General features: G+C 68.7%; 20 protein-coding genes. 6 read left to right on the top strand and 14 right to left on the bottom strand.

Going from position 1 to position 21174, the window contains the following annotated elements:
• Positions 1-170: 170 nt before the first annotated feature.
• From LYSHEL_RS04415 to LYSHEL_RS04425, 3 genes are all read right to left on the bottom strand, one after another.
• Positions 171-797 (bottom strand): CoA transferase subunit B, encoded by a 627-nt coding sequence (locus LYSHEL_RS04415; protein WP_213436065.1) that lies wholly within the window; start codon positions 795-797, stop codon positions 171-173.
• The gene (locus LYSHEL_RS04420; protein WP_213436067.1) at positions 797-1507 is read right to left on the bottom strand and encodes a CoA transferase subunit A; all 711 of its coding nucleotides are present in this window, start codon (positions 1505-1507) and stop codon (positions 797-799) included. Before LYSHEL_RS04420 ends, LYSHEL_RS04415 begins: the two co-directional genes overlap by 1 nt.
• A 92-nt stretch (positions 1508-1599) precedes the next feature.
• The gene (locus tag LYSHEL_RS04425) at positions 1600-3012 is read right to left on the bottom strand and encodes a mannose-1-phosphate guanylyltransferase/mannose-6-phosphate isomerase (RefSeq protein ID WP_213436069.1); all 1413 of its coding nucleotides are present in this window, start codon (positions 3010-3012) and stop codon (positions 1600-1602) included.
• 143 nt (positions 3013-3155) lie between these two features.
• Here LYSHEL_RS04425 and LYSHEL_RS04430 point away from each other — a divergent pair, with 143 nt between their 5' ends.
• From LYSHEL_RS04430 to LYSHEL_RS04455, 6 genes are read left to right on the top strand one after another with little or no spacing between them, the layout of a single operon-like run.
• Complete coding sequence (locus tag LYSHEL_RS04430) at positions 3156-3902, top strand: electron transfer flavoprotein subunit beta/FixA family protein (RefSeq protein WP_213436071.1); 747 nt, start codon at positions 3156-3158, stop codon at positions 3900-3902.
• Positions 3902-4840 (top strand): electron transfer flavoprotein subunit alpha/FixB family protein, encoded by a 939-nt coding sequence (locus LYSHEL_RS04435; protein ID WP_213436073.1) that lies wholly within the window; start codon positions 3902-3904, stop codon positions 4838-4840. Before LYSHEL_RS04430 ends, LYSHEL_RS04435 begins: the two co-directional genes overlap by 1 nt.
• Positions 4837-5466, top strand: coding sequence for a NeuD/PglB/VioB family sugar acetyltransferase (locus tag LYSHEL_RS04440; RefSeq protein ID WP_213436081.1), 630 nt, complete (start codon positions 4837-4839; stop codon positions 5464-5466). The genes LYSHEL_RS04435 and LYSHEL_RS04440 overlap by 4 nt, the downstream gene beginning before the upstream one ends.
• Complete coding sequence (locus LYSHEL_RS04445) at positions 5463-5885, top strand: GtrA family protein (RefSeq protein WP_213436083.1); 423 nt, start codon at positions 5463-5465, stop codon at positions 5883-5885. The genes LYSHEL_RS04440 and LYSHEL_RS04445 overlap by 4 nt, the downstream gene beginning before the upstream one ends.
• Positions 5882-7003 carry a DegT/DnrJ/EryC1/StrS family aminotransferase gene (locus LYSHEL_RS04450; RefSeq protein WP_213436085.1) on the top strand — a complete coding sequence of 374 codons (1122 nt, stop codon included), beginning with the start codon at positions 5882-5884 and terminating at the stop codon, positions 7001-7003. Before LYSHEL_RS04445 ends, LYSHEL_RS04450 begins: the two co-directional genes overlap by 4 nt.
• Positions 7000-7923 carry a glycosyltransferase family 2 protein gene (locus tag LYSHEL_RS04455; RefSeq protein ID WP_213436087.1) on the top strand — a complete coding sequence of 308 codons (924 nt, stop codon included), beginning with the start codon at positions 7000-7002 and terminating at the stop codon, positions 7921-7923. Before LYSHEL_RS04450 ends, LYSHEL_RS04455 begins: the two co-directional genes overlap by 4 nt.
• A gap of 21 nt (positions 7924-7944) precedes the next feature.
• On the opposite strand, the gene LYSHEL_RS04460 is transcribed toward LYSHEL_RS04455, so the two are convergent.
• From LYSHEL_RS04460 to LYSHEL_RS04510, 11 genes are read right to left on the bottom strand one after another with little or no spacing between them, the layout of a single operon-like run.
• On the bottom strand, positions 7945-9849 hold the full coding sequence (locus tag LYSHEL_RS04460) for a hypothetical protein (protein WP_213436089.1): 1905 nt from the start codon (positions 9847-9849) through the stop codon (positions 7945-7947).
• On the bottom strand, positions 9846-10670 hold the full coding sequence (locus LYSHEL_RS16065; protein ID WP_279640656.1) for a class I SAM-dependent methyltransferase: 825 nt from the start codon (positions 10668-10670) through the stop codon (positions 9846-9848). The genes LYSHEL_RS04460 and LYSHEL_RS16065 overlap by 4 nt, the downstream gene beginning before the upstream one ends.
• A gap of 53 nt (positions 10671-10723) precedes the next feature.
• Positions 10724-11650, bottom strand: coding sequence for a methyltransferase domain-containing protein (locus LYSHEL_RS04470; protein WP_213436090.1), 927 nt, complete (start codon positions 11648-11650; stop codon positions 10724-10726).
• On the bottom strand, positions 11643-12272 hold the full coding sequence (locus tag LYSHEL_RS04475) for a D-glycero-alpha-D-manno-heptose-1,7-bisphosphate 7-phosphatase (protein ID WP_213436092.1): 630 nt from the start codon (positions 12270-12272) through the stop codon (positions 11643-11645). Before LYSHEL_RS04475 ends, LYSHEL_RS04470 begins: the two co-directional genes overlap by 8 nt.
• Entirely contained in the window at positions 12269-12988 is a 720-nt protein-coding gene (locus LYSHEL_RS04480; protein WP_213436094.1) for a sugar phosphate nucleotidyltransferase, read from the bottom strand. The genes LYSHEL_RS04475 and LYSHEL_RS04480 overlap by 4 nt, the downstream gene beginning before the upstream one ends.
• Positions 12978-13577, bottom strand: a complete 600-nt coding sequence (locus LYSHEL_RS04485; RefSeq protein WP_279640658.1) for a D-sedoheptulose-7-phosphate isomerase — start codon at positions 13575-13577, stop codon at positions 12978-12980. Before LYSHEL_RS04485 ends, LYSHEL_RS04480 begins: the two co-directional genes overlap by 11 nt.
• Entirely contained in the window at positions 13562-14590 is a 1029-nt protein-coding gene (locus LYSHEL_RS04490; RefSeq protein WP_213436096.1) for a GHMP family kinase ATP-binding protein, read from the bottom strand. The genes LYSHEL_RS04485 and LYSHEL_RS04490 overlap by 16 nt, the downstream gene beginning before the upstream one ends.
• Entirely contained in the window at positions 14587-17823 is a 3237-nt protein-coding gene (locus tag LYSHEL_RS04495) for a glycosyltransferase (protein WP_213436098.1), read from the bottom strand. Before LYSHEL_RS04495 ends, LYSHEL_RS04490 begins: the two co-directional genes overlap by 4 nt.
• Positions 17820-19193, bottom strand: a complete 1374-nt coding sequence (locus LYSHEL_RS04500; protein WP_213436100.1) for an ABC transporter ATP-binding protein — start codon at positions 19191-19193, stop codon at positions 17820-17822. Before LYSHEL_RS04500 ends, LYSHEL_RS04495 begins: the two co-directional genes overlap by 4 nt.
• Positions 19183-19977 carry an ABC transporter permease gene (locus tag LYSHEL_RS04505; protein ID WP_213436102.1) on the bottom strand — a complete coding sequence of 265 codons (795 nt, stop codon included), beginning with the start codon at positions 19975-19977 and terminating at the stop codon, positions 19183-19185. The genes LYSHEL_RS04500 and LYSHEL_RS04505 overlap by 11 nt, the downstream gene beginning before the upstream one ends.
• Before the next feature lie 7 nt (positions 19978-19984).
• Complete coding sequence (locus tag LYSHEL_RS04510) at positions 19985-21154, bottom strand: cystathionine gamma-synthase (RefSeq protein ID WP_213436104.1); 1170 nt, start codon at positions 21152-21154, stop codon at positions 19985-19987.
• Positions 21155-21174 lie beyond the last annotated feature (20 nt).

A 21174-nucleotide genomic window follows, 5' to 3' on the forward strand; every position in this document is an offset into this window, starting at 1 on the left:
ATCCACGTCGGACGCTGGACCGTCCCGGCGGGCAGTCACGGATCGGAGTGACCTTCCGCCCCCTGGGGCCGGTGTTGCCGGCGAGTCTCCACCGGACCGCGTGAAGATGCCAAGGACACGCCACAAGGTTCAAGGACCGGGCGCGCGGGAGGCCGCGCGCCGATGCCGCATCACTTCACCGGCACGCCGGTTTTTTCCGCGAGTTCTTCGCGCGAGACGCCCGGCGCGAGTTCCACCAGGTGCAGGCCGTCCGGCGTGACGTCCATGACGGCGAGGTCGGTGATCACGCGGTTCACCACGCCCACGCCCGTCAGCGGCAACGTGCATTGCGGGAGCAGCTTGTGTTCGCCGCCCTTGGCGGTGTGCTCCATCAGCACGACCACGCGCTTGACGCCGGCGACGAGGTCCATCGCGCCGCCCATGCCCTTCACCATCTTGCCGGGCACCATCCAGTTGGCCAGGTCGCCCTGGTCGGTGACCTGCATCGCGCCGAGGATCGCCAGGTCGATGTGGCCGCCGCGAATCATCGCGAACGAATCGTGGCTGCCGAAATAGCTGGCGCCCTTGCGCGCGGTGACCGTCTGCTTGCCGGCGTTGATCAGGTCGGCGTCGACTTCGTTTTCCGCCGGGAACGGGCCGATGCCGAGCAGGCCGTTCTCCGACTGCAACCACACGTCCATGCCGTCGGGAATGTAGTTGGCCACCAGCGTCGGCAGGCCGATGCCGAGGTTCACGTAGGCGCCGTCGCTGAGTTCCTGTGCGGCGCGTTGCGCCATTTCGTCGCGGGTCCAGGCCATTACACGGCTCCCTGGCGCACGGTGCGCTGTTCGATGCGTTTTTCGGGCGTCGCGTTCACGACGATGCGGTCGACGTAGATGCCGGGCAGGTGCACGTGGTCCGGATCGATGTCCCCGACTTCCACCAGCTGCTCCACTTCCGCCACGCACGTCTTGCCCGCCATCGCGCACGCAGGATTGAAGTTGCGTGCGGTCTTGCGGAACACGAGGTTGCCGGCCTTGTCGGCCTTCCATGCCTTGACCAGCGAGACGTCGGCCTTCAGCGCGGTTTCCATCACGTAGTGGTGGCCGTCGAACTCGCGCGTTTCCTTGCCGTCCGCGACGATCGTGCCGTAGCCGGTGCGCGTGAAGAACGCGGGGATGCCTGCGCCGCCGGCGCGCAGGCGTTCGGCGAGCGTGCCCTGCGGGTTGAATTCGAGTTCGAGTTCGCCGGAGAGGTACTGGCGTTCGAATTCCTTGTTCTCGCCCACGTACGACGAAATCATCTTGCGGATCTGGCGCGTGCCGAGCAGCAGGCCGAGGCCGAAGCCGTCGACGCCGGCGTTGTTGGAAATCACCGTCAGCGATTTCGCGCCGGAATCCCGCAGCGCTTCGATCAGCGCCTCCGGGATGCCGCACAGGCCGAAGCCCCCGACCGCGAGCGTCTGCCCGTCGGCGACGAGGCCATCGAGCGCCGTCCTGGCGTCCTTGTAGAGCTTCGATTGCGCCATGCGCGTGTCTCCCTGGTTCGATGCAGCGTGCTGCAAGTGCGAAATGTTATCCGGCGCGCATTGCACGCGCACCGTACGAAAGTCGTAGGCGCCTACTCGCGCCCGTACACGTCCTCGAGGCGGACGATGTCGTCCTCGCCGAGGTAGCTGCCCGATTGCACTTCGATCAGTTCCACGGGCTCGGCCGTCCTGTTGCGCAGGCGATGCACGCTGCCCAGCGGGATGTAGGTGCTCTGGTTCTCGTGCAGGTCGAACACGCGATCGTCGCACGTCACTTCCGCCGTGCCCGACACCACCACCCAGTGTTCGGCGCGCTTGTGGTGCTTCTGCAGGCTCAGCACCGCGCCGGGCTTGAGCACGAGGCGCTTCACCTGGAACCGCGGGCCCGCGTCCACCGAGTCGTAGCTGCCCCACGGGCGGTACACCTTGCGGTGGAACAGGTGTTCCTGGCGGCCGGCGGCCTTCAGCCGGTCGACGATCGCCTTGACGTCCTGCACGCGATCCTTGCGCGCGATCAACGTGGCATCGGGCGTGTCGACGATGACGAGGCCGTCGACGCCGATCGTCGCGACCAGGCGACGATCGGACGCGCGCACCAGGCTGTCGCGCGTGTCGATGGAAATGACGTCGCCTTCGTGGCGATTGCCGTCCGCATCGCGCGGCGAGGCCGCCCACAGCGACGACCACGAGCCGATGTCGCTCCAGCCGCAGCTCACGGGCACCACGGCGGCGCGGTCGGTCTTTTCCATCACCGCGTAGTCGATCGAATCGCTGGGGCTGGACGCGAAGGCGTCCTTGTCGACGCGGATGAAGTCGAGGTCGCGCTTCGCGCGTTCGCACGCGGCCGTGGCGGCGGCGAACATCGCCGGCGCGTAGGCCAGCAGTTCGTCGAGGTAACGCTGCGCGGAAAACACGAACATGCCGGAATTCCACGAATACCCGCCATCGGCGAGGTATTGCTGCGCGGTGGCCAGGTCCGGCTTCTCGACGAAGCGCTGCACCTTGAAGCCGTCCTCGCCCAGCGGCGCGCCGCGCGCGATGTAGCCGTAGCCTGTTTCCGGCGCGTCGGGCTCGATGCCGAAGGTGACCAGCCAACCGGCTTCGGCCAGGCCGATCGCGTGCACGATGGCCGCGCGGAAGGCCGCTTCGTCCTCGATGAGGTGGTCGGCGGGCAGCACCACCATCACGGCGTCCGGATCGCGGGCCGCCAGGTGCAGGGCCGCGATCGCGATGGCCGGCGCGGTGTTGCGAGCGACCGGTTCGAGCAGGATCCCGCCGTTGGCCAGCCCCACGCCCTGCAGCTGCTCGCCCACCATGAAGCGGTGTTCTTCGCTGCAGACGGTGACCGGCGGCTGCGCGCCCGGCAGGGCGGCCGCGCGGCGCAGGGTCTCCTGGTACAGCGAGCGTTCGCCGATGAGCGAGAGGAACTGCTTGGGCTGGTTCTGCCGCGACAGCGGCCACAGGCGCGAACCGCTGCCGCCGCTGAGGATCACCGGATGCAGCATTCCCGCCCCTTTCCTTCGAAAAACGAGGCGTGAAGGGTACTGCATCGCACCCTGCCTCGACGGTGCGGGGCCCCCGGTCCGTTAGAATTGCCGGCCCACGGCCCGCTCCATGGGCCTCCCCTGCCCCCAGGATTCCCCGAACGATGAAGATCCTCGTCGGCTACAAGCGCGTGGTGGACTACAACGTCCGCATCCAGGTCAAGCCGGATGGTTCCGGCGTGGTCACCGATGGCGTGAAGCTGTCGGCCAACCCCTTCGACGAAATCGCGCTGGAAGAAGCGCTGCGCCTGCGCGACAAGGGCATCGCGACGGAAGTGATCGTCGCCACCATCGCCCCCGCCGACGCCCAGGCCCACCTGCGCAACGGCCTGGCGATGGGCGCCAACCGCGCGATCCACGTGGTCGTGGATGGCCCGGTCGATCCGATCGTCGCCGCGCGCACGCTGCTCAAGCTGGTCGAGAAGGAACAGCCGGACCTGGTGATCCTCGGCAAGCAGGCCATCGACGACGACGCCAACCAGACGGGCCAGATGCTCGCGACGTTGTGGGGCCGCCCGCAGGCCACGTTCGCCTCGAAGCTGGACGTGGAAGCCGGCAAGGCGAAGGTGACGCGTGAAGTCGACGCCGGCCTGGAAACGCTGGAAGTCGACCTGCCCGCCGTCGTCACCACCGACCTGCGCCTCAACGAACCGCGCTTCATCAAGCTGCCGGACATCATGAAGGCGAAGAGCAAGCCGATGGAGTCGATCCCGTTCGCCGACCTCGGCGTGGACACCGGCGATGCGATGAAGACCACGCACTACGCGCCGCCTGCCAAGCGCAGCAAGGGCGTGATGGTGAAGGACGCGGCCGAACTGGTCGCCGCACTGAAAGCGAAGGGGTTGCTCTGATGGCCAAGGTACTCATCGTTGCCGAACATCTCGGCGGGAAGCTCAACGCCGCGACGGCGAAGTGCGTGTCGGCCGCGAAGGCCGTCAACGCCGACGCGATCGACGTGGTCGTGCTCGCATCGGATCCGGCCGGCGTCGCCGCCGAAGCCGCGCAGATCGACGGCGTGTCGCGCGTGATCGCGGTGGCCAACGCCGCGAACGAACACGCGATCGCGCAGGTGCTCGCGCCGCAGATCGCCAAGCTGGCCGAGGGATACACGCACGTGTTCGGCCCGAGCACCACGTTCGGCAAGGACCTGATGCCGTGCGTCGCCGCGCTGCTGCACGTCTCGCAGGTGTCGGACGTGATGTCGGTGGAAGGCCCGACGACGTTCAAGCGCCCGATCTATGCGGGCAATGCGATCGTCACGGTCGAAACGCCGGCGGGCAAGCCCGTCGTCGCGACGGTGCGCACCGCGTCGTGGCCGGAAGCGGCGCGCGGCGGCAGTGCCGCCGTTGAATCCGCGACGGTCGATGCGACGTTGCCGACGCACACGCGCTTCGTCGAACTGGCCGCGGGCAAGTCGGATCGCCCGGACCTGCAGAGCGCCAGGCGCGTCGTGTCCGGTGGGCGCGGTGTCGGTTCGGCCGAGAACTTCAAGATCGTGTACGACCTGGCCGACAAGCTGGGCGCGGCCGTCGGCGCATCGCGCGCCGCGGTGGATGCCGGTTACGTGCCGAACGAACTGCAGGTCGGCCAGACGGGCAAGATCATCTCGCCGGAGCTGTACATCGCGATCGGCATCAGCGGCGCGATCCAGCATCTCACCGGCATCAAGGATGCGGGCACGATCGTGGCGATCAACAAGGACGCGGAAGCGCCGATCTTCGAGATCGCGGACATCGGCCTGGTCGGCGACCTGTTCAAGCTGCTGCCGGAACTCGAGTCCGCCCTATGACCGCAAGCGCCAAGCCCATCGCGATCGCCGGTGCCGGCGGATTCGCCCGGGAAGTGCTCTGGCTCCTCGAAGAGCTCGGCCTGGCCGGGCGCGTCGCCATGTTCTGCGAGAGCGATGACATCTGGCGCGCGCGCGACGTCGCCGACATTCCGGTGCTGCCGATTTCGCGCCTGCCGCACGATGCGCACGTCGTCATCGGCATCGGCAACCCGGCGGCGCGGCGCGACCTGGTCGCGCAGCTGCCTGCCGACACGCACTATCCGACGTTCGTGCATCCCAACGTGCGGATGGGACGCCGGGTGGAAATCGGCGCCGGGAGCGTCATCTGCGCCGGGTCGATCCTCACCTGCGACATCGTGCTCGCCGGCCACGCGCAGTTGAACCTGGCCACGACCGTGGGCCACGACTGCCGCCTCGAACGCTTCGTCACCACCGGCCCGGCCGTGAACATCAGCGGCAAGTGCGTGCTGGGCGAAGCGGCCTACCTCGGCACCAATGCCTGCGTGCGCGAGGGGATCAACATCGCGTCCGGTGCAACGGTGGGCATGGGCGCGGTGGTCGTGCGCGACCTTCCGGCAGCCGGCGTGTATGCGGGCAATCCCGCGCGAGCGCTGCAGAAGCCGTGAGCGCGACGAGCCGCCCCAAGCATCCGCTGCGCGCGCTGCTGCACGACCAGCGGGTCCGCTTCCTCCTCGTCGGTGGCTGGAACACCGCCATCGGCTACCTGGCATTCGTGCTCGTGCACGCACTGGCCGGCGCGCGCCTCGGCGCGATCGGGACGCTGTTCGCGAGTTACTGCCTGGCCCTGCCCCATTCCTACCTGACGCAACGCCTGATCGTCTTCCGCCACGTGGGCCGGTGGTACGCGCAGTTCCCGCGGTTCGCCTTCGCCAACACGATCCTGTTCGCCGCCAACCTCGTCCTGCTGCCGCTGCTGTCGCGCGCCACGGGCGAGTTGCTGGTGGCGCAGGCCATCTCGATCGTCCTCATCACCTGTGCCACCTACTTGGTGCACAAACACTTTTCCTTCGCGAGTCGCACATGAAGCGCATTCCGTTACTTGTCCCGCACGTGCCGCGGGCCGACAACATCGTTCCCTACCTCCGCCAGATCGACGCGAACCGGTGGTACACCAACTTCGGTCCGCTGAGCCGCGCCTTCGAAGAGCGCCTGGCCGTGGAATGCGGCCCGGGGTTCGATGCGCGGCACGTCACTACCGTGTCGAACTGCACCGTGGGCCTGGAGCTGGCGCTGCAGGCACTCGGCCTGCAACCCGGTGCGCGCGTGCTGATCCCCGCGATCACCTTCGTCGCCACCGCGACCGCCGTGTTGCGCGTGGGCATGGTCCCGGTGCTCGGCGACGTGGATCCGCGCCGTTGGGTGCTGACGCCGGCGATTGCCGAAGCCGCCTGCAGCCATGGCCGCGTCGACGCGATCCTGACCGTGTCGACCTTCGGGTTCGCGCACGACGCGGCGGAATGGGATGCGCTGTCCGAACGCCTGGGCATCCCGGTGGTCATCGATGCCGCCGGCGCCTTCGGCAACCAGCACGCGGGCCGCAACACCGACGTGGTGTACAGCTTCCATGCGACCAAGTCCTTCGCCGCGGCGGAAGGCGGCGCGGTGGTGTCCGCATCGCCGGAACGCATCGAGGCCATTCGTCGCCTCGCCAACTTCGGCATCGACACGCGGATCGGCCAGCTCCGCGAAGTCGGCACCAACGGCAAGATGAGCGAATACCACTGCGCCATCGGCCTGGCATCGTTCGATGCCTGGGATGAAACCCAGCGCGCGCGGCGCGACCTGCACGCGCAATACCTCGCCGTGCTCGCGACGCACTGCCCGGAGGTGACGCTGCAGGACAAGTCGGCCGACGGCGTGTACCCGCTGATGGTCGCGGCGTTGCCGCGTGGCGTGGACATGGACGCGATCCGCGCCGCGCTCGAGGCGGACGGCATCGAAACGCGCCGCTGGTATTCGCCGAGCCTCAACCGTCATCCCGCGCTGGTCGACGTGCCGGTCGCAGGATCGATCGCCGCCGCCGAAGACCTGGGCGAACGCCTGCTCGGCCTGCCGTTCTACATCGGCCTGGAAGAGAGCGAGGTGGTGGCGATCGCCCGCGCGTTGTCCAGCGCGATCGCACTCGCCGGAGCGACAGCATGAGCACCATTTCCTACGTCCTGCCCGTCTACAACAACGCAGGGTCCATCCGCCTGAGCTGCGATGCGATCCATGCGTTGTTCGACGGCGGTGCGCTCGCCGGCCACGACTACGAGATCCTGTTGGTCAACGACGGCTCGCGCGACGGCTCGCTGGCGGAGATGCGCGAGGCCGCTGCCGCCGACCCGCGCGTGCGCACCATCGACTTCAGCCGCAACTTCGGCCAGCTCGCGGCGATCATCGCCGGCTACGACCATGCGCGCGGCGACGCGGTGATCAACATGTCCGCCGACCTGCAGGATCCGGTCGAACTGACTGTCGAAATGGTGCAGGCGTGGCAGGCCGGTTCGGACGTAGTCATCGGCCATCGCGAAGCGCGCGAGGATTCGTTCGGCGCGCGCCTGTTCTCCAGGCTCGCCTACGGCGCGGTGCGCGCGGGCAACGCCAACATCCCGGCCGGCGGGTTCGACTTCGTGCTGATGAGCCGCAAGGCGCTGACGCTGTTCCTGAGCCTCAAGGGCCGCAACCGGTTCTTCCAGGGCGACGTCGTGTGGGCGGGACTGCCGACGACGTTCCTGCCCTACGTCCGCCGTGCGCGCACGATCGGCAAATCGCAGTACACCTTCAGCAAGAAGCTCAAGCTGTTCTACGATTTCGTCCTCGATGGCTCCTACCTTCCGATCCGCCTGATGTCGGCGTGCGGCGCGGCGGTCGCGCTGCTGGGCGTGCTGTACGCGATCGCGATCGTCGTGGCGTGGACCTTCGGCGACGTGCCGTTCTCCGGCTGGGCGCCGATCATGGTCGCCGTGCTGTTGATCGGCGGCATGATCATGCTGATGCTCGGGATGATGGGCGAGTACCTCTGGCGCATCCTCGACGAGGTCAAGGCCAAGCCGCTCTACGTGGTGCGCGACGAGTCCTGACGCGCCGGGTGCGGCGCGCGCTCAACGCGCGATCCGCACCGATTCCAGGCGCACCACGCCGGTCGCGCCGTCGTGCAGCGTGGCGTAGACATAGCCTTTCGCCGCACCGCGGGGTGCGACGACATACGCGGGATAGTCGCGAACGCCGGCAGTGACCGGCACCACGCTCAGCGTCGCGCCGAGGAACGCGCCATCGGCCGCCGCCCAGTTGACCTGCTGCCGCATGAGGACGTCCGTGCCGCGCACGGCTTCCGCGCGATACACCAGCACAACACCGTCCAGTTCTCCCGCAGGCATCGCGAGCGTGTTCTCCGCGAGGCGATCCAGGCGCAGGCCATCGGGCCCCGCATCCGAGGGACGCGCGAACTGCCATCCCTGCCAGTTGCCAGCCGCGCCCAGCGTTTGCCCGCCCGGCGGCAATTGTTTCGACCCCACGAGCGCATGCGCCTGCTGGCGCGACAGCAATGCGAAGTGGGCGCCGCCTGCTTCCGGCACCAGCGGCGCCAGGCCGAATCCGTAGTCGAAGCCGGGCGATTGCGCCACGCCCGCAGGCGTGCGGACGCAATCGTTGCGATGCAGGTTGACGGCGCAGAACACTTCGCCGCCGCCGCCCAGCACCCAGGTCGTATCGGGCTCGGTGCCGCCGACGAGCACGCCGCCCTCCCGCGAGAACCGGACGTTGTCCAGCGTCTCGCCCAGGTGGCGCGCCGTATCGGAGGCCAGGATGCTGGAAATCGATTCGATCCGTCCGTAGGCGATGTAATACAGCTGCGTCGCGCCGAGCACCAACAACAGCAGCGCGCGTCCGGCGCCGCGATAGCTCGAAACCGCGAACAGCACCACCAGCGCATAGGCCGGCAACATCCAGCGTGCTTCCTGGCGGTCGGCACCGGGCAGGCTGGCGATCGCGATCATCCCGAACGCCGCCGCGAGCAAGGCCAGCGCGCCGACGGACAGCCGCGGACGCCAGCGGCGGAACGCCCACGGCAACAACCACGCGATCGTCGCGGCGCCCGCGCACACCAGGAACGTCACCGTGGCATCGACGGCATCCTGGTTGAGGCGCCCGACGAACCACACCGGTCCGTAGTTTGTGCCGGACAGGACATTGAGCGCATACGTGCCCGCGACCTTCGCCGTGCCCGCATCCACCGACACCACCCTGCCCGACGTGCCCATGGCCACCGGGTTGTCGGACAGTCCCTTCACCAGCGCAACGAACACGATCAGCGGCACCAGCACCAATGCGGCAAGCGCCGCGAGCTGCCGCGCGGAAATCCGCCGGCCGGCCTGCCACCACTGGAACACGACGACGACGCCCACCAGCCCCGCGATGCCGGCCACGTAGCGTTCGTGGATGAGCACCGCGACGAGGAAGCACGCCAGGGCCGTGGCAATCGCGCGCGCGCCGACGATGCCGCTGCCCGGAAACAACACACCGCGCATCGCGTAGATGCCTGCAAGGAACGCCGCCAGGCTGAGCGCTTCGATCGTCCCCGACACGTAGTCGTGGTAGAGCATCACGTTGAAGCGCGAAAGCAGCACGAGGAGCCCGGCGGCGATCGCCACGCCGGCGGTCGCACGCATCGCAACGCGCGCGAGCAACCACGCGTAACCGGCGCTCGCGGCCATGCCTGCGGTGAACACCAGCATGGGCACCCAACGCGGCCAGTCGCCGGCGACGATCGCGGCCCACAGCACGTTCATGAGGATGCGCGGCTTGTACGCGTTCAGCGCCGCGAGCACGTCGGCGAAACCGCCTCCGTGCTGCTTGCCGAAGGCGAAGGAAAACAGCTCGTCGCCGAAGTAGTACGGATGGTAGGCGGCCAGCGACAGGCACAGCGCGACCAGCGCGAAGAATGCGAACGCGCGCAGCGACTCGATGCGGTCCGGGGGCCTGCCTGTCTCGTCGGGGCGAAGGGTCATCGCGTGGCGACCAGCGTCCAGTGGCCGTAGTAGAACGCCCGCTCGGGCGCCCACGGCATCACCATGGCGGCGTCGGAAAATCCGGACGCGCGCGCGAGGGAGAGCACGTCCCACCCGAAATGCTGGAAGCAGAGCACGGGGCCGCCGATCGGATCGCCGTGGTATTCGGGCGTTTCGTGGTGCGTGATCGTGCCGTCGTCGCCGATCGAAGCACGCACGAGCGTGTCGGCCACGTCGATGAACGGGAACGTCGCGACGACGACGCCGCCCGGCCGCAGGACGCGCGCGAACTCGCGCAGCGCCGCGGCGTAATCGGGCACGTGCTCGAGCACATCCATGGACACGATCGCATCCTGGCTGGCGTCCTCGAAGGTCAGGCGCGTGATGTCCTGGAATTCCACGGGCCCGTGGCCCCCGATCTGCGCCAGCCACGCGCCGAGCGATTCCCGCTTTGACGCGTCGGGTTCGAACTCGCTGCCCCGGATGCCGGGATGCTGTTTCTGGAGATACGCGAAGACCGCCGTGGACTGCTCGGTGATGTAGATGTCGCGCGCGTCCGGCGCGCGCGCGCGCAGCATCGCGATGGTGGCGCGGATCCGCGCGCTGAAACCGCAGGCGCCGCAGACGAGGCCTTCGCGCGTTTCCACCTCGCCGTTCCCGTTGCGCACGACATTGAAGGTGCGCAGGTCGCCGCACGTATCGCAGTAGCCATCCAGCGTGTCGTTCACCGCCGCGAGCATCTGCTGCGTCGCCAGCCAGCAGGCGGTCACCTCGGGCCGGTCGCGGCGCGCTTCGAAATCCACGTATTCGAACTGATGCATGGTGTGCCTCTACAAAGGTGCGTGCGAATCGGGCGGGAAGGATCCGGCTGCGGTCACGGTGCCAACCCGCGCAGCCGCTTCCACAGCCGCGCCTGCCACGGCAGTCGTTCGACCGGGGCGACGCCGTAGGCGCGGGCGCTTTCGACGCCCAGCAGGTACATGACGTTGCCCATGACGGGATCGGACAGCAGGTTCCGGTTCGCCGCCGGTCCATGCCAGATGCGATCGACCATGGCGTTCTTGTCGGCGACGGGTCCCATTTCGATGACGAAGGCCCAGGTCTTTCCGGGCAACGCGTGGACAAGGAACCCTTCCGGGCCGAACACGCGCCGCGCCGACGACACCGACCAGCACGTGATGTGCCCGCGCCCGAACGGATCGAGGTAACCGGGGTCCTCGCCGCGCACGTAGGCGGTGAGTCCCGTGTTGAACAGGAACAGCGAGCCGGGCACCGAACGCGCACGCAACGCGCGGGCGAGCGCACGCGCCATGGCGGGCGTGAGGTGTTCGAGCACTTCGATGCACGTGCCGCACTCGAAGGTCCCGTCGACGTCGGCGATGTCGGCGTGGATGTAATTCGGGCGCTGCGTGCGCAGGTGCTGCGGGGGCGGGAACTTCTCGATGCCGTGGAAGGTGTCCACGTGCGAAGGCAGGTAGGTCGCCAGCGCATCGAGCAGGAACCCCGGACCCGCGCCGACGTCGACGAAGCGCCGGACCGGAATCGTGCAATACAGCAGCGCCTCCGCCGTGCGCGCCAGGGACGGCCCCCACGAGCGGTCGCGTGCCGCGGCAAGCTCCATCTGCCAGTACGCGTCGTCGTACTCGCGCACCGGCTCGCCGGCGTCGATGCGTGCCAGCAGCGTTGGATCGGCAAAGATGAAATCGCAGTCGCTGCAATCGAAGTACGCAACGCCGTCGAGCGTGGCGTGCAATGCGCAGGGGTTGCGGCAGAACGGACAGGGTGCGCGCAGGTCAACCATCTTGGACTCCGGTCGCCATGGGCGGTTCGTACGCAAGGAAAGGCATTGCTTCGGTGAGGGCGTGGATGCGGCGTTCGCCCGCGGGAAGCGGGGCATCGCCCAACAGCAGGCGCGTGGCCACGCCCGCGGCGCGTGCCGCTTCGAGATCGCTGGCCTTGTCGCCGACGTGCATCGAGGCGGCGGCGTCGATCCCCAGCGCGGTACAGGCAGCCAGGAACATCCCGGGCGCCGGCTTGCGGCATTCGCACACGATGCGCGCTTCGTGCAGTCCGGCCGTGGGGTGGTGCGGACAGTAGTACGTCGCCGCGATCGGCACGCCCCTGCCCGCGAACGCCTCGTGCATCCAGCGCGTGTAGTCGCGGAATTGCGCGTCGGTGTACAGGCCGCGCGCGATGCCGGCCTGGTTGGTGACGACGACGATCAGGTAACCCGCATCGACCGCGGCGCGACAGAGCGCGAAGATGCCGGGGATCCAGCGTGTCCCGGACGCCGAATGCACGTAGCCGTCGTCCTCGTTGATCACGCCGTCGCGATCGAGGAACAGCGCGCGCCGCGGCACGGGATGGCCCGCCAGCAGCGCGTCCAGGCCCGGATCGACGACGCGTTGCCCGGCCGCGCTCATGCGCGCTCCGAGGCGAACAGCGATTGCGCGCGCAGGTAGTCGTCCGGCACGCCGATGTCGATGAAGCCTTCGGTCTGCGTATGCGCGGCCACGCGCCCGGTTTGCGCGGCGGGCGCGAGGACGGCTTCCTCGAACGAGAACACCGGGTCGGCGGGCAATGCCGCCAACGCCGCAGGCGCGAGGAAATAGCAGCCCGCGTTGATCCAGCCCGGGCCGCCGCGGCCTTTTTCCTGGAAGCCGCGCACCAGGTCGTCCTCGATCACCACTGCGCCGTAGCGCGCGGCATCCGGGACGTGCGCGAGCGCGATGCCGAGCATCGCGGCGGCCTCGCGCGTCGCGCGTTCCAGCGCGGCCGGCGAATAGCGCAGGAACGTATCGCCGTTCACGACGTGCACCGCATCGCCGGCCAATTGCGCGGCGGCATTGCGCACGGCGCCACCGGTGCCGAGCGGTTCGGATTCGCGGGCGTACACGATGTCGGCGGAAGCGCCGCTTGCAGTGCGCCAGCGCGCGCCGATCGCCTGTTCGACGAGCTCGCCGCGATACCCCACCGCAAGGATGATGCGGGCGAGCCCGGCATCGACGAGGTGGTCGAGCACCCACGCGAGGAACGGCCGCCCGGCCACGGGCGCGAGCGGCTTGGGCACGTCGCTGACGACGCTGCGCAGCCGCGTGCCGAGGCCGCCGACGAGGACGATCGCTTCGTCAGTCGGCATCGCGCGGGTACATCGCACATTCGATCAGGCTGCACAGCAGGTGGCCGATGAACTCGTGGCCTTCCTGGATCCGCGGCGTCTCGGTGGACGGCACGCGGAAGCAGACATCCGCCAGCGGCAACAGCGCACCGCCGCCCTGCCCCGTGAATCCGATGACGTGGATCCCGCGCGCGCGCGAGGCTTCGGCCGCGCGCACGATGTTGGGCGAGTTGCCCGACGTGGAGATCGCGACGAACACGTCGCCCGCCACGCCCAGCGCTTCGACCTGGCGCGCGAACGTGTAGTCGTAACCGTAGTCGTTGCCGATCGCGGTGAGGATGCTCGTGTCGGTGGTCAGCGCGATGCCCGGCAGTCCGGGCCGGTCGTAGTAGAAGCGGCTGACGAGTTCGCCCGCCCAGTGCTGCGCGTCGGCCGCGCTGCCGCCGTTGCCGGCGAACAGGATCTTGCCGCCGTTGCGCAGCGAGCGCACGCAGGTGTCCACCGCCTGCACGATGGTCTGCTCGAGCGCGGCGTCCTCGGACATCGCGCGGAAATTCGCAAGCGACTTGGCAAACTCGCCGCGCACCGTCTGGATCACGTCGGTCGCCATGCGATCGCCCCTTCGTTGGTGAAATGGAAGTCCATGCGCGTGCCGCCCTGGCCATCGAGCGCACGGCACAGGCGCACGCGGTCGTGCGGTGCGCAGAAGAACATCATGAAGCCGCCGCCGCCCGCGCCGGACACCTTGGTGGCCAGCGCGCCGTTGGCGGTGGCCACGCGCTCGATCGCATCGATGTGCGGGTTGGTGATCGAGGCGGCCATGCGCTTCTTCGCTTCCCAGCCGGCCTGCAGCGTGCGCACGAATCCGCGCAGGTCGCCGCGCAGCAACGCTTCCTTCATCGCGGTGGCTTCTTCCTTCAGGCGGTGCATCGCCGCGATGGAATCGGATTCGCCGCCGGCGACGTTGCGGATCTGCTCGTCGATGATGCTCGCCGAGGAACGCGACACGCCGGTGAAGTACAGCACCAGCGAGGCTTCCAGTTCGGCCAGCACCCACGGCTTCATCCGCAGCGGGTTGACGATGACGCGGTCCTCGCGATGGAACTCCATGAAGTTGAACCCGCCGAACGCCGCGGCGTACTGGTCCTGCTTGCCGCCGGTCAACGCCAGATCGTTGCGTTCGATCTCGTAGGCCAGGTGCGCGATTTCGTACTCGCCCAGGCCCAGCGAGAAATAATCCGCGAGCGCGGTGACCAGCGCGACCATCATCGTCGACGACGAGCCCAGGCCCGAGCCCGGGGGCGCGTCGGAGTGCGCGCGCAGCCGGATCGCGGGCTGGCGCCCGCCGAGGAAGTCGCGCGAGATGCGCAGGTACGCGCCGACGAGCAGCGCGAGCTTCCCGTCCTGCTGCTCGCATGCACCCGGCGCGAACGCGATGCGTTCGTCGTGGTCGAGCACTTCGAACGCGACCGTGCCGTCCGGCGCATCGTCGACCATCGCGTGCGCGTACTTGTCGATGGTGGCGTTCATGACGAAACCGCCGTGCAGGTCGCAGTACGGCGAAACATCGGTGCCGCCGCCGGCCAGGCCGAGGCGCAGCGGTGCGCGTGCACGCACGATCATGCGGAACTCCCGTCGGTCAACGCGAAGGCGGCGGCGAGCGATCGACGCATCGCCTCCCGCGAGAAGCGCGCAGCGGCGAACGCGACGCCGGCGCGCGCACGCGCGAGCCACAGCGCGTCGTCGTCGAGGAGCGCGAGGATCGCATCGGCCATGGCGTCGGGGGCATCGACGACGCTGCATGCGGCGTCGACGCCATCCAGGCCCTGCGCGCCGACGGTCGTGGTGACCAGCGGCAGGCCGAGTTGCAGCGCTTCGACGACCTTGCTCTTCACGCCCGCGCCGAATCGCAGCGGCACCACGGCCACGCGCGCGTTGCGATAGCGCGCCTGCAGCGCCTCGTCCGAAACATAGCCGGTGACTTCGACGCGGTCGCCTGCGAGCGCACGCACGTCATCGGTCGGATTGGAGCCCACGAGCGCCAGGCGCAGGTCGGGGCGGCGCGCCCAAACGCGCGGCATGATTTCCGACACCAGCCAGTGCGCCGCGTCGACGTTCGGCGGATGGCCGAAGCCGGCGACGAACACCAGGTCGCGCCGATCGCCCACCGACACCGGCGCTTCGAAGCGATCGTAGGCGTAGGGCACGACGGACATCGCGGACACGCCGGGCTCCAGGCCCGCGACGTCGCGCGCTTCTTCGTCGGAGGGATAGAGCACCACGTCCGACTGCCGCCACACGTGGCGTTCCATCGTTTCCATCGCGGTGGCGGCGTCGCCGTCGGTTTCGCCGCGCGCCCGCGCTTCCAGCGCCATGCGGCGGAAATGCAGGTCGTGGCCGTAGTAGACGATGCGTGCGCGCGTGCGGGCGCGGATCTCGGCCAGCACGCCGCTGGCGATGTGCGGGCGCGAGACGAGCACCGCGGTGAGGCGATCGCCCCACTGCTCGAGCACTTCGCCCAGGCGCCCGGCCCAGTGCGCGCCGTGGAAGACCTCGATGCCGCGCGCCTGCAGCGCGCGCACGTAGGGCACGTCGTTGTGCAGGTTCTCGGGCCAGAACTTCACGTGGCAGCCAAGTTCGAGCAGGCGGTCGAGGAACGCATCCATCGTGCGAGAACCCGCGTCGCGGTCGGGCTGCGGCACGTAGTGGTCGATCACCAGCACCACCGGACCGTCGAACGCGCGGTCGCGCGCGAGCGGCACGCACTCGGCGTTGGGATAGTGCGCGGCGAGCGTGTCGCGCCAGCGTTCCAGGAATTTCGCCTGGTTGATCGGCTGGTAGGCCTTGATGCCGCTGCCCGTGTCCGTGCCGTGCGAAACGCCCTCGTGGTGCACGACTTCCGAGAACGGCGTGTAGTACACCTCGAGGCCTTCGGCGCGCACGCGGAAGGCGAGGTCGGAGTCTTCGCAGTAGGCCGGCGCGTAGATCGGATCGAAGCCACCGAGCTTGCGGAACAGTGCGGTGGGGATCATCAGTGCTGCGCCCGAGACGTAATCCACCCGGCGCACGTAGTTGAATTCGCTGGCGTCCGGATCCTGCAGGCGCCCGTAGTTCCAGGCCGACCCGTCGCGCCACACGATACCGCCGGCTTCCTGCAGGCGCCCGTCGGCGAAGACGAGCTTGGAGCCGGCGATCCCGGCGTCGGGATGCGCTTCGAACACGTCGAGCAATGCGTCGAGCCAACCCGGCCGCACTTCGGTGTCGTTGTTGAGGAAGACGATGTACTCGCCGCGCGCCAACTGCTGCGCCTGGTTGCACGAGCGCAGGAAGCCCATGTTGGCGGGGTTGGCCACGTAGCGCAGGCCGGTGATCCCGCGCAGGCGCTCGATCTCCGCGTCGCCGGAGGCGTCCTCGATCACGATGACCTCGAAGCTCGCGCGGCCGCCTGCCACCTGCAGCGAATGCAGGCACGCCAGCGTGTGGGCGAACTGGCCGTAGGCCGGGATGACCACCGAGAACTTCGGGGATTCCGGCCGCACGAACACCAGGTCGTCGACCGAGACGCTGCGCGGGAGCGCGCCGATGCGTTCGGGCGGCTCGGGCAGCGCGATCGGCGCCAGCTTGCGGCCCCGCAGCAGCGACACCGCGCGGCGCAGCCACGTGGTCGCGCGCCACGACGTTGACGCCAGCAGGCCTTCGGCGATCGCACGCAGGTCGCGGGCGTGCCGTTCCTGTTCCAGGCCCTGGCGCTGCACCTGCATGCGCAATTCCACTTCCGCGTCGAAGGCCTTGCGGAAGCGGCTCGCGCCCTCCTGCAGGGCGTGGCGCACGTCGCGCAGTTCCAGTTCGAGTTCCAGCGCGCGTCGCTTGACGAAGGCATGCCGCGCGCGTTCCTGCGCGACTTCGGCCTCCAGCGATTGCGCCCAGCGCGTGCGCTCGTCGATCAAGGCATCGCGCGATTGCGCCACGCGGGCGTGTTCTTCCAGTTCGGTCGACAGCGACAGCGCCCAGCGCGTGCGCTCGTCATGTTCGGCCTGGAGCTTCCCGAAGTCGGCGCGCTCGCGCGCCATGTCCTGGTCGAGTTGCTGCGCCCAGGCGGCGAGGTCTTCGTGGCGCGCATACAGGTCGATGCGCGCGTCGTCGTACACGGACGCCGGCAGCGTCGGCACGGCATCCGCGCGCGCGGCGCACACGGCCATGAAATATTTCACGTCGCCCGGCGAGGCCGTGCGCTCGGCGACGTCGTCGCCGTCGGCGCGGAACGCGGTGTACGCAGCGCTCGCACCCTCCATCGGGACGAGCATGGACACGGAGGCCATGCGCTGCGCGTGGTAGTGCCGCGCGGGGAAATGCGGGGCGAGCAACGCGTCGAGCTCGTCGAAGTACAGCTCGCGCACGTGGAATTCGTTGTGGAAGCCGCGGCGATCGGAATAGACCGCGCGGTTGGGGGACGACAGCACGAGGAAGCCGTCCGGCCGGAGCACGCGCCGCAATTCGGCGACCATGCGCGCCTGCAGGTCGGCATCGATGTGCTCGATCGTCTCGAACGAGATGATGGCGTCGAACGTCGCGTCCGCGAACGGCAATGCCGCAGCGCTGGCCTCGGTGAATTCCACGCGTCCCGCGGCGCCGTAGCGTTCGCGCGCATGGCGCACGGCATCGGCGGAAATATCGACGCCCTGCACGTGCGCGGCCGAACGCGCGAGCAGCGCCGAGCCGTAGCCTTCGCCGCACGCGACGTCGAGCACGCGCAGGCCGGCGACCGCGCGGTTGCACCACACGTAGCGATGCCAGTGTTCCAGGCTCAGTTCGCCCAGCTCGCCGGGGATGAATCGCTCGCCCGTGAACTCCATCATTCCATCGAATCCTGTCGTACCTGGATGTCCAGCATGGGAATGCCCACGAGGCCGAACCGCATCGTTTCGTCCAGCGCGCGGAATTCCAGCGCGTCGTGGATCCAGTGTTGTTGCGTGTGGTCGTACTGCGTGCCCGACGCCACCGCGGCGTCGATCATGTACGAGCCCGACGGCATGTGCGGCATGCGGAAGCGGAAGCGCGCGCTCACCATGTCGCCCGCCGCGCCCGCCACCGGCGCGTCCTGGTACACCAGGTACGAGTTGTCGCCGAACAGGCGCTGGCCGAGGCGATCCTTGACGTAGAAGCCGAAGATCAGGCCGTCGAGCGGCTCGCCGAGCTTCGCGGTGATCACCAGGTCCACGATTTCGCCGCCTTCGGCGAACAGCACCGGATCGCCACTGGCCTGCAGCAGGCGCACGCTGACGATCTGCGCCTTGCCGGCGCCGAATTCCAGCCCGGAGCGCTCCGGGTCGAACGCGAAGGTGCGCACCGCGGGCACGGGCGCGTCGGCCTGCGCACGCACGTCGCGCACGTCGTGGTCGACCGCGTCCGGTGCAATCGCCGGCCTGGACGCCACGACGCGTTCGCCCGCCACGCGACGGCGCTCCACGACGTGCAGCTCGGCCATGTAGGCCTCCACCACCTCGCGCGCCGAACCGGAGCCGCGCATCGCGCCGTTCTCCAGCCAGATCGCCCGGTCGCACAGGCCCGTCACTGCGCCGGCATCGTGGCTGACGAACAGCAACGTGCCGCGCTTCTTGAACTCGCGCAGGAAGCGCATGCACTTCTGCGAGAAGAACGCATCGCCGACCGACAGCGCTTCGTCGATGATCAGCACGTCGGCGTCGACGTGCACGATGACCGCGAAGGCCAGGCGCAGGGCCATGCCGCTGGAATAGCTGCGCACGGGCTGGTCGATGAACTCGCCGATGTCGGCGAAGGCCAGGATGTCGTCCAGGCGCCGCGCGGTTTCCTCGCGCGTCAGGCCGTAGATGGCGGCGTTGAGGTAGACGTTCTCGCGCCCGGTGAACTCGGGGTTGAACCCGCTGCCCAGTTCGAGCAGCGCGGCGACGCGCCCGTGGATCGACACCGAGCCTTCGGTGGGCGTGAGCGTGCCGGCGATCATCTGCAGCAACGTGGACTTGCCCGAGCCGTTGCGGCCGATGATGCCCATCGTCTCGCCGCGCATCACGTCCATGTCGATGCCGCGCAGCGCCCAGAAGTTGCGGAAGAACGTCTTGCGCCGGCCGAACAGGCTCTGCCACAGCCGGTGGGCCGGGCTTTCGTACATGTGGTACGCCTTGCCGGCGTTGCGCACGGAAATCGTGAGCGCGCCGGCGGGCGGGGTGTTCGCGCCGTCAAAGGACATCGGCGAACCCCGTGCGCAGCTTCGCGAAGATCGCGTGGCCCGCGAAGGCCACCGCCACCGCGCAAACGGTGTAGACGCCGAGGCCGCGCCAATCGGGCAGGTGGCCCCAGATCAGGACTTCGCGCGCCTGGTCGATGATGAAGGTCAGCGGATTGAGGTGGAACACCCAGCGGTAGCGTTCGGGCACGGAGCCCACGGGCACGATCGCCGACGACAGGAACAGCATCGCGGTGGCGATCACGCCCACGATCTGCCCGATGTCGCGCAGGAACACGCCGAGCGCCGAGACGATCCAGCCGACCCCGAGCGTGAGCACGAACAGCGGCGCGAACACGACCGGGAACAGCAGCGCGGTCGGCGGCACGGCTCCCTTGGCGAACCACAGGAGCGCGAGCAGCACCACGGTGTTCATCGCCAGGTGGAACAACGCGGAAAACGACATGCTCCAGCCGAGCAGCTCGAGCGGGAACACGACGCGCTTGACGAAGTTGGCGTTGCCCACGATCAGCATCGGCGCGCGCGTGAAGCATTCGGCGAAGTAGCCGTGCACCACCAGGCCGACGAACAGGATCACCGCGAACTCGAAGGTCGAGCCCGACGCGCCGGGCCAGCGGCTCTTCATGATGTAGCCGAAGGCCATCGTGTAGACGAGCAGCATCAGGAACGGGCTGATCAGCGACCACAGCAGGCCGAAGTTGGCGCCGCGGTAACGGCCGAGGATCTCGCGCCGCGTCAGCTCGACCGCAAGCGACCGATGGCGGCCGAAGACATCCAGGATTTCCATCGCCGCGTTACGACTGCAGCGCCGCGGCGAGGTCGCGTTGCAGGTCCGCGACGTCTTCGACACCGACGCTCAGGCGCACCAGGTTGTCGAACAGGCCGAGTTGCGCACGACGCTCCGGCGGGATCGAGGCGTGCGTCATGATCGCGGGATGGTTGACGAGGCTTTCCACGCCGCCCAGCGATTCGGCGAGCGTGAACAGCTGCGTGCGCTCGCAGAAGCGCTTCGCCGCCTCGAGCCCGCCCTTGACGAAGATCGTGACGATGCCGCCGAAGCCGTCCATCTGCTGCTTCGCCAGCGCGTGGTGCGGGTGCGAGGGCAAGCCCGGGTAGACGACGCGTTCGATCGCCGGATGCGATTCGAGCCACTGCGCCAGCGCGAGCGCGTTCTCGCAATGCGCGCGCATGCGCAGGTGCAATGTCTTCAGGCCGCGCAACGCGAGGAAGCTGTCGAACGGGCCCTGCACCGCGCCGATCGAGTTCTGCAGGAAGGCGAGCTGTTCGGCGAGTTCGGTGTTGTCGCCGACCACGAGGATGCCGCCGACCATGTCGGAGTGGCCGTTGAGGTACTTGGTGGCCGAGTGCATGACGATGTCGGCGCCGTGTTCGAGCGGGCGCTGCACCATCGGCGAGGAGAAGGTGTTGTCGACGACCACCATCAACCCGTGCGCCTTCGCGATCTTCGCGATCGCGGCGATGTCGACGATCTTCAGCAAGGGGTTGGTGGGGGTCTCGATCCACACCATCTTCGTCTTCGGCGTGATCGCGGCTTCGAACTTGGCCGGATCGGTGAGATCGACCCAGCTGAAGTCCAGGCCCGCCGAGCGGCGGCGCACGCGTTCGAACAGGCGGAAGGTGCCGCCGTACACGTCGTCCATCGCGATGATGTGGTCGCCGCTGTCGAACAGCTCCAGCAGCGTGGAGGTCGCGGCCAGGCCCGAGCCGAACGCGTACCCGCGGGTACCGCCCTCGAGCGCGGCAATGCAGCGCTCGTAGGCGAACCGGGTCGGGTTGTGCGTGCGCGAGTACTCGAACCCCTGGTGCACGCCGGGGCTGGACTGGGCGTACGTGGACGTGGCGTAGATCGGCGGCATGACCGCCCCGGTGGTCGGGTCGGGCGATTGACCGGCGTGGATCGCCTTGGTGCCGGGGCCCATGGCGCGCGTGTCCTGCTCTTTCATGCGTGGATCCGATGCGAAAA

The organism is Lysobacter helvus (assembly GCF_018406645.1).
In the GTDB taxonomy this organism is placed as follows: domain Bacteria; phylum Pseudomonadota; class Gammaproteobacteria; order Xanthomonadales; family Xanthomonadaceae; genus Noviluteimonas; species Noviluteimonas caseinilytica.

Bases quoted from the DNA above. Each gene is read 5' to 3' on its own strand.
- LYSHEL_RS04415 (WP_213436065.1), bottom strand. From the start codon at position 797: ATGGCCTGGACCCGCGACGAAATGGCGCAACGCGCCGCACAGGAACTC.
- LYSHEL_RS04420 (WP_213436067.1), bottom strand. From the start codon at position 1,507: ATGGCGCAATCGAAGCTCTACAAGGACGCCAGGACGGCGCTCGATGGC.
- LYSHEL_RS04425 (WP_213436069.1), bottom strand. From the start codon at position 3,012: ATGCTGCATCCGGTGATCCTCAGCGGCGGCAGCGGTTCGCGCCTGTGG.
- LYSHEL_RS04430 (WP_213436071.1), top strand. From the start codon at position 3,156: ATGAAGATCCTCGTCGGCTACAAGCGCGTGGTGGACTACAACGTCCGC.
- LYSHEL_RS04435 (WP_213436073.1), top strand. From the start codon at position 3,902: ATGGCCAAGGTACTCATCGTTGCCGAACATCTCGGCGGGAAGCTCAAC.
- LYSHEL_RS04440 (WP_213436081.1), top strand. From the start codon at position 4,837: ATGACCGCAAGCGCCAAGCCCATCGCGATCGCCGGTGCCGGCGGATTC.
- LYSHEL_RS04450 (WP_213436085.1), top strand. From the start codon at position 5,882: ATGAAGCGCATTCCGTTACTTGTCCCGCACGTGCCGCGGGCCGACAAC.
- LYSHEL_RS04455 (WP_213436087.1), top strand. From the start codon at position 7,000: ATGAGCACCATTTCCTACGTCCTGCCCGTCTACAACAACGCAGGGTCC.
- LYSHEL_RS04460 (WP_213436089.1), bottom strand. From the start codon at position 9,849: ATGACCCTTCGCCCCGACGAGACAGGCAGGCCCCCGGACCGCATCGAG.
- LYSHEL_RS16065 (WP_279640656.1), bottom strand. From the start codon at position 10,670: ATGCATCAGTTCGAATACGTGGATTTCGAAGCGCGCCGCGACCGGCCC.
- LYSHEL_RS04470 (WP_213436090.1), bottom strand. From the start codon at position 11,650: ATGGTTGACCTGCGCGCACCCTGTCCGTTCTGCCGCAACCCCTGCGCA.
- LYSHEL_RS04475 (WP_213436092.1), bottom strand. From the start codon at position 12,272: ATGAGCGCGGCCGGGCAACGCGTCGTCGATCCGGGCCTGGACGCGCTG.
- LYSHEL_RS04480 (WP_213436094.1), bottom strand. From the start codon at position 12,988: ATGCCGACTGACGAAGCGATCGTCCTCGTCGGCGGCCTCGGCACGCGG.
- LYSHEL_RS04485 (WP_279640658.1), bottom strand. From the start codon at position 13,577: ATGGCGACCGACGTGATCCAGACGGTGCGCGGCGAGTTTGCCAAGTCG.
- LYSHEL_RS04490 (WP_213436096.1), bottom strand. From the start codon at position 14,590: ATGATCGTGCGTGCACGCGCACCGCTGCGCCTCGGCCTGGCCGGCGGC.
- LYSHEL_RS04495 (WP_213436098.1), bottom strand. From the start codon at position 17,823: ATGATGGAGTTCACGGGCGAGCGATTCATCCCCGGCGAGCTGGGCGAA.
- LYSHEL_RS04500 (WP_213436100.1), bottom strand. From the start codon at position 19,193: ATGTCCTTTGACGGCGCGAACACCCCGCCCGCCGGCGCGCTCACGATT.
- LYSHEL_RS04505 (WP_213436102.1), bottom strand. From the start codon at position 19,977: ATGGAAATCCTGGATGTCTTCGGCCGCCATCGGTCGCTTGCGGTCGAG.
- LYSHEL_RS04510 (WP_213436104.1), bottom strand. From the start codon at position 21,154: ATGAAAGAGCAGGACACGCGCGCCATGGGCCCCGGCACCAAGGCGATC.